The sequence below is a fragment of the Kitasatospora sp. RG8 genome, from assembly GCF_017813315.1.
GTDB lineage: Bacteria > Actinomycetota > Actinomycetes > Streptomycetales > Streptomycetaceae > Kitasatospora.
Genome location: NZ_JAGIYX010000017.1, coordinates 132,841 through 146,380, shown reverse-complemented (window position 1 = coordinate 146,380; position 13,540 = coordinate 132,841). Strand labels below are relative to the sequence as shown.

The window sequence follows — 13,540 nt, the reverse complement described above, 5'->3', positions numbered from 1 at the left end:
CTTTCGTAAGGGCGCGGTTCGGCCGCCACGTGCCCGCCCGCGCTTAGCGTGGCCGACGTGATCGATTCGATTCCCCCTCTTCCGCCGTGCGCCGATGTGATCCTGCCGTGCCTCGACGAGGCCGAGGCCCTGAGCTGGGTGCTGGGGCGTGTGCCCGTGGGCTGGCGCGCGATCGTCGTCGACAACGGTTCCCGTGACGGCTCGGCCGGGCTGGCGAGCTCGCTGGGCGCGACGGTCGTCGAGGAGCCGCGGCGCGGCTTCGGCGCCGCGTGCCACGCCGGGCTGCTCGCCGCGACCGCCGAGCTGGTCTGCTTCATGGACTGCGACGGCTCGCTGGATCCCGCCCAGCTGCCGAGGGTCGCCGGGCCCGTCCTCGCCGGCTCGGCGGACCTGGTGCTCGGCCGGCGCCGCCCCGCGACCGCCGGGGCGTGGCCGTTGCACGCCCGCCTGGCCAATGCGGCCCTGGCCCGCCGGCTGCGGGCGAGGACGGGGGCGGCGCTGCACGACCTCGGGCCGATGCGGGCCGCCCGCCGTGACCGGCTGCTGGCGCTGGGCCTGGGCGACCGTCGCTCCGGCTACCCCCTGGAGATGGTGCTCTCCGCGTCGGCGGCCGGGATGCGGATCGCCGAGACGCCCGTCGACTACCTGCCGCGTACGGGTCGTTCCAAGGTCACCGGTACCGTGCGCGGCACCCGGCAGGCCGTCCGTGACATGCGGGCCGTGCTGGCCGCGCCGGCCCCGACCCTGATGGTGATCGCCAAGTCGCCGGTCCCGGGGCGCGTGAAGACCCGTCTCACCCCGCCCTGCACGCCCGAACAGGCGGCGGCGCTGGCCGAGGCGGCTCTCACCGACACCCTCACCGCCCTCTCCCGGATGCCGGCCGGACGGCGGCTGCTCGTCCTGGACGGCGCCGTCGGCGCCTGGCTGCCCCCCGGCTGGCAGGTCGTGCCGCAGTCGGGCGGCGGGCTGGACGAGCGGCTCGCGGCGGCCTTCGCGGCGGCCGCCGTTCTCGCGCCGGACGCACCCGCCCTGCTGGTCGGCATGGACACCCCGCAGGTGGACGCCGCACTCCTCGCCGAGTCCCTGTCGCCCGCCCGGCGCACCGGCGTCGACGCCTGGTACGGCCCGGCCGGCGACGGCGGGTTCTGGGCGCTCGGGCTGGCCAGGCCCACCGAGCGGCTGGCCAGGCGGCTTCTCCTGGGCCTGCCGATGTCCACACCGGACACCGGGCAGGCCCTGCTCGACCGGCTGGTGGCGGAGAACCTGATGATCGGCCGGCTCCCGGTGGTCACCGACGTGGACACCATCCGGGATGCGCGTCACGTCGCCGCCGAGGCTCCGGCGGGCAGGTTCGCGGCGTGCCTCCGATCGATCGAGACCGACCGGGAGGTGACGGGGTGACCGTCGCTGCCGAGCCGTGGGTGGACGACCCGTTCGCCGAGGCCGTCCGCGCCGGCCGGGGCCCGTTGTGGCTGCTGGGCGAGGGCGGCCACCGGATCCCGCTCGATGTCGAACGCTGGTGCGCACCCGCCGCCGGGGCGGATCACGGGCTGCTGCTGCGCTGCACCGTGCTGGCCGCGCCGGTGGTGGACCTCGGGTGCGGCCCCGGCCGTCTCGTCGCGGCCCTGCTGGGTCTGGGCGTGCCGGCGATGGGTGTCGACGTCACCGGAGCGGCGGTGGACCGGACCAGGAGCCTCGGCGGGCCCGCCCTGCGCCGGTCGGTGTTCGACCGGCTCCCCGCGGAGGGCCGTTGGGGTGGCGCGCTGCTCGCCGACGGCAACCTCGGCATCGGCGGCGACCCGGGGCTGTTGCTCGGCCGGAGCGCCGAAATCCTCGCTCCGGGTGGCGTGTTGCTGGTCGAGGTGGAGCCGGGGGAGATCGACGAACGGATCACCGTGCGGGTCGAGGGCCCCGACGGGCGGGTCGGGCCGCCGTTCGCCTGGGCCCGCAGTGGTGCGGCGGCCACCGCCCGTCGTGCGGGTCGGGCCGGGCTCGTCGAGACCGAGCGCTGGTCCTCACACGGCCGGCGCTTCCTCGCCTTCCGGAAGGTCGTCCGTCCCCGCTGACGAGGCGTGCCGCCGGGGCCGCTCCTCCGCCCCCGCAGGATGGCCGTCGGGCCACTGCGGGTGCTCCCGCGCGGCCCAGCCGCGGTCGACCAGCCCGGTCCGCATCCCGCGCCGGGCCTCGGGGTCCCGCAGGGCCAGGCGAACGTGCCCGGCGGTCACCACGGCGATCGCCGCGGCGAGCCAGTCGTGGACGAAGGTCGCGCCGGTCCGCCAGGCCGGCGGCGCCAGGTGGGTGAGCCACATCAGCAGGCCCGTGCCGAGGATCACCAGCATCGCCCCGAGCGTCCACTGGGCGTAGAGCTTCTGCCCGGCGTTGAACTTCCCCGCCGGCCGGTGCGCCGCGCGTGCCCACGTCGCCCGCAGCCACTGCCGGTCCACGGGGTGGAACCGGCTCAGCCTCGACACGTCCGCGCGGACCGCGCGGAAGGCCAGTCCGACCAGCAGCGGTGCCGGCAGCGCCAGGCCGCACCACACGTGCACGGTGACGACGAGCCTTCGGCGCCCGACCAGTTCGGCCAGCGGCGGCAGGTAGAGGCAGGCGGCAGTGGCCAGGCAGGTCAGCACCAGGGCGGCGGTGGCGCGGTGCACCCAGCGCTCGGCCCGGGTGAAGCGGAGGACGACGTCAGACGGTCGGTGCATCGTCACGTCCGTTCGAGCGGCCGACCCAGGCGTCGACGTCGTAGCCGTTCTGCTCCCAGTAACCCGGCTCCACCGTGCCGGTGACGGTGATCCCGGACAGCCACTTGGCCGACTTGTAGAAGTACATCGGCGCCACGTACAGGCGTACCGGCCCGCCGTGGGAGTGGGAGATCGGGGCGTCCTGGAGCTTGAGCGCGACCACCACGTCGTCACGCCGGGCCTGCTCCAGGGTGAGGCTCTCGGTGTACTCACCGTCGAAGCAGCTGAACCGCACCGCTCCGGCGCCCGCCCTGACGCCGGCGGCGTCGAGCAGGTGGGCCAGCGGCACGCCCTCGAACGGGGTGTTCGGCACCCGCCAGCCGGTCACGCACTGCACGTCCCGCACGATCCGGCGCTGGGGCATCGCCTGGAGGTCGGCCAGGCGGTAGCTGCCGGGGCGTTCCACCAGTCCGTCCACCGTCAGGGTGTACGTGTCCGGGCCCCGGGTCGGGACCGAGGAGACCACGGAGTAGTACCGGAAGCCGCCTCCTCCCGGCAGCAGGCCGGTGAGACCCGTCGGGTCCTTGCCGGCCACCGCGTCCTGGGCCCTCTGAAGGTACGGGCCGGCCGCGACCCCCGCCGCGCCGAGCCCGAGCAGCCCCAGCACCACGCGTCGGCCGACCGGCGTTCCCCGGCCCTCGTCGATCTGTTCGCTCACGCCGCCGATTCGACCAGCCGAGCGGCGAAAGGGCCAGGGCCGGCGCCGGTACGTCAGACTTCCGTCACTTCTCGCCGCCTGCCACCACGGCCGGCCGGCCCACGGAGCGCTGCCGCAGCAGCGGGACCACGAGGACGACGCACAGCGCCGTCCCGTAGGCGAGTTGCTGCGCCGCCTGGCCTCCCGTCAGGTAGAGCGCCTGCCCGGCGGCCGGGACGGCCAGCCACTCCCAGCGGCCGTCGAGGGCGACCAGCGCGACCACCAGGAGCCCGTACCAGGGGTAGGAGGGCGCGACGAGCAGCAGCGCCGTGCCCGTCACCAGGAGCGCGCCGGCCCACGGCCGGTGCCGGTCGCCCCGGCGCAGCACCCGGACCGCCACCACCGCGAGGACCAGAGCCGCCGCCCACGGCACGAGGCGGTCCGGAAGCACCAGTCGCAGCAGTCCGAACCGGTCGATGTGCCCCTGCTCGTAGCCCTCCTCCCGCAGGTAGCCCGGCAGGTAGCCCAGCACGGAGGTGCCGGAGGCCACCACGTACGGCAGGTAGGACAGTGCGAAGGCGCCGAGCGCGGCTCCGACGAGCAGGACGTCGTCGCGGGTCGGGCGCCGGGCGAGTAGGCCCGACAGCGCGCCGGGAAGGGCGAGGGCCGGCAGCAGCTTGGCCGCGACCGCGCCGCCCAGGAGGAGTCCCCCGCGGACGGCTCGCCCCCGCGCCGCGCAGCCGAGCCCGGCGACCGTCAGCAGCGCGCCGAGCGTGTCCACGTGCGCGTCGTTGACGGCCCACACCGTCATGCCGGGGAACCAGCCCCACAGCGCGGCCCGCCACGCCTCCCGCCCGAGCCCCAGCAGGAGCCCTGTGGTCGCGACCGCCAGCACCGCTCCGCCGGCCTGCACCCCACGGACCCCGCCGCCGTACGGGTGCACCAGGACGAACCACGCCTGCGCCACCGGCGGGTAGATGGTGTGCACGGCCGGCCGGTTGATCCGGGTGCAGTCCCCGGCCGTGGTGCGCCGCTCGTCCCAGCCCGTGCATCCGTCGCCCACCGGGAAGAGCCCCGGGTCGCGCAACCGTGCCAGCGCCGGATCGTCCGGGGTGTGCGCGTAGGGCGAGATCCCGGCCGCCTGGACCCGGCCGTCCCAGACGTAGCGGTAGGCGTCGTCGCTGGTGCGCGGTGGTGCCAGGAGCCCGACGGCGGCCACGGCGATGCTGCCGGCCAGGACCAGCGGCACGGCCTGTCGGCGGGGCACCCTGCGCAGCAGCGTTACCGCGACGGCGAAGAGGGCGACGTCGAGGAGGTACCAGCCGTGGAGCGGGAGGGCTCCGCTCCGGGAGACGGTCAGCGCCAGGGCGGTGACCAGGGTGGCCAGAGCGAGGAGGCAGGGCGGGACGGTACGGGAGGTCACGTCGCCCACCCTTCCACCGGCGGGGGCGGGCGGACCGCTCGGCGAGCCCGGCGTTCGCGTTCCGTAAGCACGTCGGAGCACCGGCGGGACGTGCCGGGGCGCTTCGATGGACGCGTGGACACCGAACCCGCCGACTCCGGCACTCCTTCCGCCCGCCGCCGCTACGACCCGCCGCTGCCCGCTCCCCCGGCGTTCCTGCGCCGCGGGCCGTTGCGCGAGGGGGCGTTCACCTCACCGCTGCACGAGCCGCGGACCGTGGTCGTCGTCGGCCGCTGGCTGGGTGCGGCCCTCCTGGTCTGCTTCCTGACCGGTCTGGCCAGCCATCTGCTCCAGGACGCGCCCGGATGGCTCGCACCGCACCTGCCCGCACGGCCGGTGAACGGCTACCGGATCACCCAGGGCCTGCACGTGATCAGCGGCCTGGCCGCGATCCCGCTGGCCGGCGCGAAACTGTGGGCGGTCTACCCACGGCTGTTCGAGTGGCCGCCGGCGCGCAGCGTGCTGCACGCCCTGGAGCGGCTCGGCATCGCACTCCTCGTGGCGGCCGTCCTGCTGGAGCTGTTCACCGGTCTGCTGAACACCCTGCAGTGGTACCCGTGGCCGTTCCCGTTCCGGCAGACCCACTTCTGGCTGGGCTGGCTGGCGACCGGAGGACTGCTGGTCCACCTCTGCGTCAAGACGCCCCTCATCGCCTCCGTCTGGTGGCGCCGGACCGCTCCGGCCCTGGCGCAGCGCCGGGCGTTCCTCACGGCGACCGCCGCCGCCACCGGCGCCGTCACCCTCGTCACCGCCGGACAGACCGTGCCGTGGCTGCGTTCCCTGGACCTGCTGGCCCCGCGCCGCCCCGATCTCGGCCCCCAGGGGCTGCCGGTGAACCGCACCGCCGCCCAGGCCGGGACGGTCACCGTGCCCGCCGACTGGCGGCTCCGGGTGGACGGCCCTCGGCCGTACGAACTCACCCTCGCCGACCTGGGCGAACTGCCCCAGCACGAGGTGGAGTTGCCCATCTCCTGCGTGGAGGGCTGGAGCGCCTCGGCCCGCTGGACCGGGGTCCGGGTGGCCGACCTGGTGCGGCGGGCGGGAGCCCCGCCCGGCTCGGCGGTGCGGGTCACCTCGCTGGAGGCCGAGGGACCGTACCGGGTGACGGAGATGCCGGCGCCGTACGTCGACGATCCGCTCAGCCTGCTCGCCCTGCGGGTCAACGGCGAGGTCCTGGCCGCGGACCACGGATTCCCCGCGCGCGTCATCGCGCCGAACCGCCCCGGTGTCCTGCAGACCAAGTGGGTCGCGCGCATCGAGGTGATCGCATGACCACCGTCGTCCGCGGCCTGCTGCTCGCGGCCGGGCTCGCCCTGATCGGCTACGGCCTCTACGGGCTGCTCGGCGACCCGTACATCACCGACCCGCTGGGCATCCTGGTCTGGGCGTTCGGCGGGCTGGTGATCCACGACGGGCTGTGGGTGCCGCTGGTGTGCCTGCTGGGCGCGTTCCTGGTGCGCGGGCCCGTGCTGCGCGGTTGGCTGGTCGTCGCGGCGGCCGTCACCGCCGTCGGCCTGCCCGCCGTGCTGCGCGCCGACGACGACCACGGCAACCCGTCGGTGCTGCCGCTGCCCTACCTGCGCAACTGGCTGCTGGTACTGGCCGCCACCGCCGGCGTCGCGCTTCTGGTCGCGTTCGTCGGGCGGTGGCGGCACCGGGACCGTCAGCGGGATCGGGACCGTCAGCGGGACCGGGACCGGGCCGTCAGGCGCCGGCGACCCCGGGAAGACCGGTCGTGAGACCGTCCAGGGCGTGCGGGCAGGCGCACTCGCGCACGATCGGCAGCCGCTCCAGTGCCTTGAACAGCACGGTGCGCAGCCGGTCGACGTTGCGGGCGAACTCCTTGAGGACCTCGCCGTGGGTGACGCCCCCGCCGCTCTCCACCCCCGCGTCGAGGTCGGTCACCAGGGCCACCGAGGTGTAGCAGAGCCCGAGTTCACGGGCGAGGACGGCCTCCGGGTGGCCGGTCATGCCGACCGCCGACCAGCCGTTGGCGGTGAACCAGCGGGACTCGGCGCGGGTGGAGAACCGCGGGCCCTCGATCACCACGAGCGTGCCGCCGTCGACCGGCTCCCAGGCCGCCTCCCGGGCGGCCTCCCTCGCCGCGCGCCGCCCCGCCGGGCAGTACGGGTCGGCCATCGACACGTGCACGACCTCCGGCACCGTACCGCCCGGCAGCGGCAGCCCGTCGTAGAAGGTCTGCACCCGCCCCGAGGTCCGGTCCACGAACTGGTCGGGGACGAGCAGGGTGCCCGGCCCGTACTCCGGGCGCAGCCCGCCGACCGCGCACGGCGCCACCACCTGCCGCACGCCCAGGATGTGCAGCGCCCACAGGTTGGCGCGGTAGTTGATCCGGTGCGGGGGCACCCGGTGGCCGCGGCCGTGCCGGGGCAGGAAGGCGACGGTGCGGCCGGCCACGTCGCCGAGGAACAGCGAGTCGCTCGGTTCGCCGTACGGGGTGTCCACCCGTACCTCCGTCACATCGTCCAGCAGCTCGTAGAGTCCGGAGCCGCCGATCACGGCCACCTCGGCGCTCGGCAGGACGTCCTGGTCGGCCGTCATCGCGGTCCACCCTTCTTCTCGGGAACAACCTCCCGACAACTGTAGGAACGGCCCGTGCCGGAACCGGGGCGCCGGGCCTTACGAATCACGAACGTCCCTCGCACCGCACGCGCGGCGCCGGTGCCGAGGACGGCCAGCACCCGGCCGACGGCCCGGGAGAGGTTTTCCTGGAACCGGCGCCGGAATATCCACCGTTTCGGTCCCGGGCCTGCTAGAGTCGTTTTAGTTGCAGTAGTGGTTCCCATGAACTTTGTGTGCGCCTGCTGGTGTATTCGCAGGCGCATTTTTGTTTCCCGGCTCTTCCGCGGGCGGGCGCTCATCGCGGCGACTGGAAGCCCGCACTGTGCGTGCTTCGGACAGCCTTTGAAGGAGATTGTTTTTTATGGCTAACGGCACCGTGAAGTGGTTCAACGCGGAAAAGGGCTTCGGCTTCATCGAGCAGGAGGGTGGCGGCCCGGACGTGTTCGCCCACTACTCGAACATCAACGCCCAGGGCTTCCGTGAGCTGCTCGAGGGCCAGAAGGTCGAGTTCGACGTCACGCAGGGCCAGAAGGGCCCGCAGGCCGAGAACATCCGCCCCCTGTAGTTCTCCTGCCACGGCATACGCCCAGCAGTGAGGGGCCCGCACCGCGTACATGATGCCCGGTGCGGGCCCCTCGGCGTTGCACCACGACGCGTCCCCGGCCGTTGAGGCCCCTGGCTCCGCCACCGGCGGCCATCCCCCACGCGAGACGCACAGCGCCGCGTCCGGATCTGCGCCCTGCCGTGACAGTTCACGGTTCGAGTTCTTCGCTCCCGCTCCTTTCGGTGAGCGCCGACCGTAGGTGACGACGTGCCGCACGGTTCTTCCGTCCACGCTCCGCCCGTCACACTCCGGCCCGTTCCCTTGCGGTCTCCGCCGGCGCACCGCGCCACGGAGCCTTCCTCGTGACGTGCCGCCCCGAGGAAGGTTCTTCCATGGAACGCTCCAGTCGCTCGTCCTACCAGAACGCCGACTCCCGCTCCGGCGGCAGCGCCCGCTCCGGCGGTTCCCGGTCCGGCGGCTCCTCCTTCTACGGATCCCGGCCGGCCGGGGGCCGACGCTCCTCCCCCGGGGGTGGCCGCCAGGGTTCCTCCTCGCAGGGGGAGTTCGCGATGCCGGTGAGCAGCACCCCGGCGCTGCCGGCCGTCGAGTCCTTCGACGAGCTGGACATGCCGAAGGCGCTGCTGTCGGTGCTGACCCGGCACGGCGTCACCTCGCCGTTCCCGATCCAGGCCGCGACGCTCCCGAACTCGCTGGCCGGCCGCGACGTCCTCGGACGAGGCCGCACCGGTTCCGGCAAGACCATCGCGTTCGGCCTCGCCGTGCTGGCCCGCACCGCCGGGCGGAGGGCCGAACCCCGCCGACCGCTGGCCCTGGTCCTGGTCCCCACCCGCGAGCTCGCACAGCAGGTCACCGAAGCCCTCACCCCCTACGCCCACGCGGTGCGCCTGCGGATGGCGACCGTGGTCGGCGGGGTGTCGATCGGCCGTCAGGCTCAGGCCCTCAACCGCGGGGCGGAGGTCGTGGTGGCCACCCCCGGCAGGCTCAAGGACCTGATCCAGCGCGGCGACTGCCGGCTGGACGAGGTCGGCGTCACCGTCCTCGACGAGGCCGACCAGATGGCCGACATGGGCTTCCTGCCGCAGGTCACCGAGCTCCTCGAACAGGTCGCCGAAGGCGGCCAGACGATGCTGTTCTCCGCCACCCTGGACCGCAACGTCGACCGCCTCGTGCGGCGCTTCCTGGAGGACCCGGTCACGCACTCGGTGGACCCGTCCGCGGCGACGGTCACCACCATGGAGCACCACGTGCTGCAGGTGCAGAACTTCGACAAGAACGCCACGATCGCCCACATCGCCTCCCGTGACGGCGGAGTGATCATGTTCATCGACACCAAGGACGGCGCGGACCGCCTGGTCGACGACCTGCTCGCGAGCGGGGTGAAGGCCGCGGCCCTGCACGGGGGCAAGTCCCAGCCGCAGCGCACCCGCACCCTGGAACAGTTCCGCACCGGACACGTGACCGCACTGGTCGCGACCAACGTCGCCGCCCGGGGCATCCACGTCGACGGGCTCGACCTGGTCGTCAACCTGGACCCGCCGGGCGACCACAAGGACTACCTGCACCGGGGCGGGCGCACGGCGCGGGCCGGCGGGTCCGGCACCGTCGTCACGCTCGTCCTGCCCAACCAGCGCCGCGCGATGGCCCGCATGATGACCACGGCCGGCATCACCCCCGTCACCACCAGGGTCCTCGCCGGCGACGAGGAGCTCGCCCGCATCACCGGCGCCCGCGTGCCCACCGGCGTGCCCGTCGTCATCGCCGACCCCGTCGTCGAACGACCGCGCCGCGGCGCTTCCACGAACCGCGGCCGCCGCGGCCGCCCCGCCCGGATCAGCGGCGAGTCCCGGGCGGCCCACGGCCGCGACGACCAGGGCTCCGCCGGCCGCCGCCGGGCGCCCGGGCGCGCCGCCCTCGCCGCGTAGCACCCCGGCGGGCCCGGGCCACCGCGCGGGCCGGGCCCGCGCAGTTCGCCCGGGGCCCTGACCGGTCCCGGGGTGCCGCGGTCGACGTCGGGTCACCACTGGGCGACGAGTGGCGTGTCCCGTTCGTGTTGCTGCCAGGTTTCGGTGAGGCGGACGAGGCGGGTGGGGACGCCGATGCCGCGCATGGTTGCGATCCTGCCGCCGGTGATGTCGAACGTCACCGCGCCGATGACCTGGTCGCCGATCACGAAGAGGATCGCGGGGGCGCCGTTGACGGACGCGTAGTGGATCGCGGGCGTCCCGCCGACGAGTCGCCGCTTCGCGGGTGTGGGTCTGAAGCCGGCACGTGCCATGGCGGCGACGCGCTGTGGTGTGTCGTACCTCAGCAGCGTCTTGGCCGGGCCGGCGCCGTTGGAGTCGGAGATCGCGGTCGCGTCGTCGGTGAGCAGCGCCACCAGGCGTTCGGTCCGGCCCGAGGATGCGGCGGCGAGGAATTCCTCGACGATCCTGCGGGCGGATGCCGGGTCGGCCTCGCCGCCGCCGCGGCGCGCGGCGGTGATGCGGCGGCGGGCCCGGTGGAGGTGCTGCTGGCTCGCGGACTCGGTGATGTCGAGGATCCCGGCGATCTCGGCGTGGCTGTGGGAGAACGCTTCGCGCAGGACGTAGACGGCCCGCTCGACGGGTGACAGGCGCTCCATGAGGGTCAGCACGGCCAGGGAGACCGATTCGCGCTGCTCGAAGGTGTCCGCCGGGCCGAGCATCGGGTCGCCGTCGAGCAGTGGCTCGGGCAGCCAGGCGCCGACGGTGCGTTCGCGGCGGGCCCGGGCCGAGCGGAGCCGGTCGAGGCACAGGTTGGTGACGACCTTGGTCAGCCATGCTTCCGGCACGGCGATCCGCTGCCGGTCGGCGGCCTGCCAGTGCAGGAAGGCGTCCTGTACGGCGTCCTCGGCGTCGGCGGCGGAGCCCAGCAGCCGGTACGCCAGTGAGGCCAGCCGATTCCGGCCGGCCTCGAACCGACTGGTGTCGAAGCGATCGATAGCGGCGCTGTCCACGCGGACCACCCTAGACGGCGACCGTCTTGTGCCCGGTCGCGACCGGCGCGGCGGCCAGGCGGTGCCTGCGCTTCGGCAGTCCGAAGGTCGGGTGCGAGGTGGCCCAGAGCGAAGTCCAGAGGATCCCCGCCTTGATCCGCGCGGCCTTCCGGCCGCCCACGTACTTCGGCTTGGCCCGCCCTTCGTCGTCGACCGTCTGCAGGATCCCGTCCTGCCGCCCGAGGCTGATGTGGTTGCCCAGGTACTCCAGCCTGGTGTTCGGGACCGTGCGGCCGGTCAGGCGTCCCACGATCGCGGCCGTGGCCTGCATGCCGGTGTAGCCGGCCGAGGCGCAGGACATCGGCAGCGGCCGGCCGTTGTCGCCGATGGCGTAGGCGCTGTCACCGACGGCATAGACGTCCGGGTGCGAGACCGATCGCATGGTGCGATCGACGACGATCCGACCCTTCTCGGTGACCTCCAGCCCGCCGGCGGCGGCGATGGGGTCGACCGCGAACCCGGCCGTCCACGCGGTCGCGTCGGCCGCCAGGGCGGTACCGTCCGCGCACAGCACCCGGGTCGCTTCGACGGCTTCGACGCCGGTGTGTTCCAGGACGGTGATGCCCAGCCGGTCACAGGCCCGGCGCAGGTGACCGCGGGCTCCGGCGGAGAGCCGGGCGCCCAGCTCGCCGCGGGCGATGAGCGCCACCGACAGGCCGGGCCGGGACTCGGCGATCTCGGTGGCGGCCTCGATGCCGGTCAGCCCGTCGCCGACGACCACCACACGCCCGCCATCGCCCAGGCTGTCCAGGCGCTCGCGCAGTCGCAGCGCCGAGGGCCGGCCGGCGACGTCGAAGGCGTGCTCGGCCGCGCCGGGGACACCGTCGACGTCGCCGTGGCTGCCGAGCGCATGGACGAGCGTGTCGTAGCCGAGCTCGGCGCGGCCGTCGGCGTCGGCCACGGCGACGATCCGGCGGTCAGGGTCGACGGCGGTGACACGGGCCAGGCGCAGCCGGATCCCCGTGCCCGCGAAGACGTCGGCGAGCGGTGGAGCCTCGATCTCCTGGCCGGCCGCGAGCTGGTGCAGCCGCAGCCGCTGGACGAAGTCGGGCTCGGCGTTGACCACGGTGATCTCGGCGTCCGCCGGGGACAGTCGGCGGGCCAGGGTCCCGGCCACGTAGGCCCCGGCGTAGCCGGCACCGAGGACGACGATGCGGTGCTTCATGTGATGCTCCTGTCGGTTGGCTGGCTCTCGGTGACTTGAGCGGAGCAGCTCCCCGATTTCTGACAGGAACCGCCTGTGACCTGGGTCACAGGATGGAGGGAGTGCCGCCCGACAGGGCTCGCAACGCCGAGGCGGCGCGGATGCAGGGCGAGCCGGACGAGGTGATCCGGTGCCGAGCCCCGTCGGCATCCACGCCATGCCCACCGAACGGGAGGATTTCCGCGGACGAACCCGCCGAACCCGTCGGCATGACCACCGGCCACCGGGACCTGCGACGTACCCGCACCACCGGCACCCGACGGGCGAACCGCCGGGTGCCGCAAGCGCCGCGGACGGGTCAGTCGAGAACGACGGCCATCTTTCCCAGCGCCTGCCCGGCCTCCATCACCCGGTGGGCCTCGACGATCTCGTCGAAGCGGAAGATGCGGGTGGGGCGGGCCCGCAGGCTGCCGGCCTCGACCTGGGCGTAGATCTCGTCCAGCGGAACGTCCGAGAGGGGGAAGGCGGCGGTTCCCAGGACGAAGGCGCTGCCGAAGAAGCTGAGTTGGACGCCGCTGGGCAGATCGGCGATCGGGTCGAAGTCCGCCACCGGTGAGAATCCACCGAGGAAGCCGATCTGGCACACCCGCCCGCGCGGCCCGACCGTGCCCAGGGAGTCGCGAAGCACCGTGTTGCCGACGATGTCGAGCAGCGCGTCGACGGAGAGGCCCCTGCGTTCGACCTCCGAAGCCAGCCCCCCGTCGTCGATGAGCACGTCGGAGGCTCCGAGTTCCTTGAGCAGCGGCGTGTGTGCCGGGTTGCGGGTGGTGGCGAGCACCGTTGCGCCGTGGTGGACGGCGAGGTTGACCGCGGCCTGCCCGAGGGAGGAGGTCGCGCCCCGGACCAGCAGTGTCTCCCCGGCCTTGAGGGCGAGGTTGCCGTGCAGGGCGCTGTACGCCGTGGCGTACACCTCGGGCACTGCGGCCAGGTCGGCCCACGGCAGGGGCGAGTCCACGGCCACCACGTTGGTCGCGGGGACGGTCACGAGTTCCGCGTAGCTGCCGTTGCGGGTCCGTCCCATGCCGCCGAGGATCGCCACCACCTTCGTCCCGACGGGGAGTTCACCCGAGGGGTCGGCCTCGACGAGACCGGCGCACTCGATCCCGGGGACGGCGGCCACCTGACCCCAGGCGCCGCTTCGCATGTACGCCTCGGCGTGGTTGAGGCCGAACGCCTTGACCCTGATGAGGACCTCGCCGGTGGCGGCCACCGGGTCGGGCAGTTCCGTGACCGTGAGGACCTCGGGGCCGCCGTGGGCGGATATGACAATGGCCTTCATGTCCGAACCTCGTTCTTGAGTAGTCATTCAACTATTGGGCCGACGAAAGGGCC

The 13,540-nt window shown here is 74.0% G+C and carries 13 protein-coding genes and 1 pseudogene; 7 read left to right on the top strand and 7 right to left on the bottom strand.

Annotation, left to right across the window (positions count from 1 at the left end; translation table 11 throughout):
• Positions 1–48 precede the first annotated feature (48 nt).
• The 3 genes and pseudogenes from J5Y04_RS42105 to J5Y04_RS24435 form a co-directional block, all read left to right on the top strand.
• A pseudogene (locus J5Y04_RS42105) lies at positions 49–777 on the top strand (glycosyltransferase family 2 protein); the annotation flags it as partial.
• Between the two features lie 96 nt (positions 778–873).
• Positions 874–1,401: a DUF2064 domain-containing protein gene (locus tag J5Y04_RS42100; RefSeq protein WP_245205358.1), complete on the top strand. Its 528-nt coding sequence runs from the start codon at positions 874–876 to the stop codon at positions 1,399–1,401.
• Positions 1,398–2,066: an SAM-dependent methyltransferase gene (locus J5Y04_RS24435; RefSeq protein WP_209414230.1), complete on the top strand. Its 669-nt coding sequence runs from the start codon at positions 1,398–1,400 to the stop codon at positions 2,064–2,066. Before J5Y04_RS42100 ends, J5Y04_RS24435 begins: the two co-directional genes overlap by 4 nt.
• Here J5Y04_RS24435 and J5Y04_RS24430 read toward each other — a convergent pair.
• The 3 genes from J5Y04_RS24430 to J5Y04_RS24420 all read right to left on the bottom strand — a co-directional run bounded on the left by J5Y04_RS24430 (position 2,016) and on the right by J5Y04_RS24420 (position 4,804).
• On the bottom strand, positions 2,016–2,705 hold the full coding sequence (locus J5Y04_RS24430; protein WP_209414229.1) for a cytochrome b/b6 domain-containing protein: 690 nt from the start codon (positions 2,703–2,705) through the stop codon (positions 2,016–2,018). The genes J5Y04_RS24435 and J5Y04_RS24430 overlap by 51 nt on opposite strands.
• A complete protein-coding gene (locus J5Y04_RS24425; protein ID WP_209414228.1) occupies positions 2,689–3,402 on the bottom strand; it encodes a molybdopterin-dependent oxidoreductase in 714 nt (237 codons plus the stop codon). Before J5Y04_RS24425 ends, J5Y04_RS24430 begins: the two co-directional genes overlap by 17 nt.
• A gap of 64 nt (positions 3,403–3,466) precedes the next feature.
• Positions 3,467–4,804 carry a glycosyltransferase 87 family protein gene (locus J5Y04_RS24420; protein ID WP_307853267.1) on the bottom strand — a complete coding sequence of 446 codons (1,338 nt, stop codon included), beginning with the start codon at positions 4,802–4,804 and terminating at the stop codon, positions 3,467–3,469.
• A 174-nt stretch (positions 4,805–4,978) separates the two neighbouring features.
• Here J5Y04_RS24420 and J5Y04_RS24415 point away from each other — a divergent pair, with 174 nt between their 5' ends.
• Positions 4,979–6,115, top strand: a complete 1,137-nt coding sequence (locus J5Y04_RS24415) for a molybdopterin-dependent oxidoreductase (RefSeq protein WP_209414289.1) — start codon at positions 4,979–4,981, stop codon at positions 6,113–6,115.
• Positions 6,112–6,582, top strand: coding sequence for a hypothetical protein (locus J5Y04_RS24410; RefSeq protein WP_209414226.1), 471 nt, complete (start codon positions 6,112–6,114; stop codon positions 6,580–6,582). The genes J5Y04_RS24415 and J5Y04_RS24410 overlap by 4 nt, the downstream gene beginning before the upstream one ends.
• Here the strand turns inward: J5Y04_RS24410 and J5Y04_RS24405 are convergent.
• Complete coding sequence (locus J5Y04_RS24405) at positions 6,548–7,405, bottom strand: S-methyl-5'-thioadenosine phosphorylase (RefSeq protein WP_209414225.1); 858 nt, start codon at positions 7,403–7,405, stop codon at positions 6,548–6,550. The two genes, J5Y04_RS24410 and J5Y04_RS24405, sit on opposite strands and share 35 nt — an antisense overlap.
• Before the next feature lie 382 nt (positions 7,406–7,787).
• Here J5Y04_RS24405 and J5Y04_RS24400 point away from each other — a divergent pair, with 382 nt between their 5' ends.
• Positions 7,788–7,991 carry a cold-shock protein gene (locus J5Y04_RS24400; protein WP_042388274.1) on the top strand — a complete coding sequence of 68 codons (204 nt, stop codon included), beginning with the start codon at positions 7,788–7,790 and terminating at the stop codon, positions 7,989–7,991.
• Between the two features lie 371 nt (positions 7,992–8,362).
• The gene (locus tag J5Y04_RS24395; protein WP_209414224.1) at positions 8,363–9,913 is read left to right on the top strand and encodes a DEAD/DEAH box helicase; all 1,551 of its coding nucleotides are present in this window, start codon (positions 8,363–8,365) and stop codon (positions 9,911–9,913) included.
• 92 nt (positions 9,914–10,005) lie between these two features.
• Here the strand turns inward: J5Y04_RS24395 and J5Y04_RS24390 are convergent, their stop codons facing one another.
• The 3 genes from J5Y04_RS24390 to J5Y04_RS24380 form a co-directional block, all read right to left on the bottom strand.
• The gene (locus J5Y04_RS24390; RefSeq protein ID WP_209414223.1) at positions 10,006–10,965 is read right to left on the bottom strand and encodes a sigma-70 family RNA polymerase sigma factor; all 960 of its coding nucleotides are present in this window, start codon (positions 10,963–10,965) and stop codon (positions 10,006–10,008) included.
• 10 nt (positions 10,966–10,975) lie between these two features.
• Positions 10,976–12,169, bottom strand: coding sequence for an NAD(P)/FAD-dependent oxidoreductase (locus J5Y04_RS24385; protein WP_209414222.1), 1,194 nt, complete (start codon positions 12,167–12,169; stop codon positions 10,976–10,978).
• 337 nt (positions 12,170–12,506) lie between these two features.
• Complete coding sequence (locus J5Y04_RS24380; RefSeq protein WP_209414221.1) at positions 12,507–13,487, bottom strand: zinc-binding dehydrogenase; 981 nt, start codon at positions 13,485–13,487, stop codon at positions 12,507–12,509.
• Positions 13,488–13,540 lie beyond the last annotated feature (53 nt).

Bases quoted from the DNA above. Each gene is read 5' to 3' on its own strand.
- J5Y04_RS42100 (WP_245205358.1), top strand. From the start codon at position 874: ATGCCGGCCGGACGGCGGCTGCTCGTCCTGGACGGCGCCGTCGGCGCC.
- J5Y04_RS24430 (WP_209414229.1), bottom strand. From the start codon at position 2,705: ATGCACCGACCGTCTGACGTCGTCCTCCGCTTCACCCGGGCCGAGCGC.
- J5Y04_RS24410 (WP_209414226.1), top strand. From the start codon at position 6,112: ATGACCACCGTCGTCCGCGGCCTGCTGCTCGCGGCCGGGCTCGCCCTG.
- J5Y04_RS24405 (WP_209414225.1), bottom strand. From the start codon at position 7,405: ATGACGGCCGACCAGGACGTCCTGCCGAGCGCCGAGGTGGCCGTGATC.
- J5Y04_RS24400 (WP_042388274.1), top strand. From the start codon at position 7,788: ATGGCTAACGGCACCGTGAAGTGGTTCAACGCGGAAAAGGGCTTCGGC.
- J5Y04_RS24395 (WP_209414224.1), top strand. From the start codon at position 8,363: ATGGAACGCTCCAGTCGCTCGTCCTACCAGAACGCCGACTCCCGCTCC.
- J5Y04_RS24385 (WP_209414222.1), bottom strand. From the start codon at position 12,169: ATGAAGCACCGCATCGTCGTCCTCGGTGCCGGCTACGCCGGGGCCTAC.
- J5Y04_RS24380 (WP_209414221.1), bottom strand. From the start codon at position 13,487: ATGAAGGCCATTGTCATATCCGCCCACGGCGGCCCCGAGGTCCTCACG.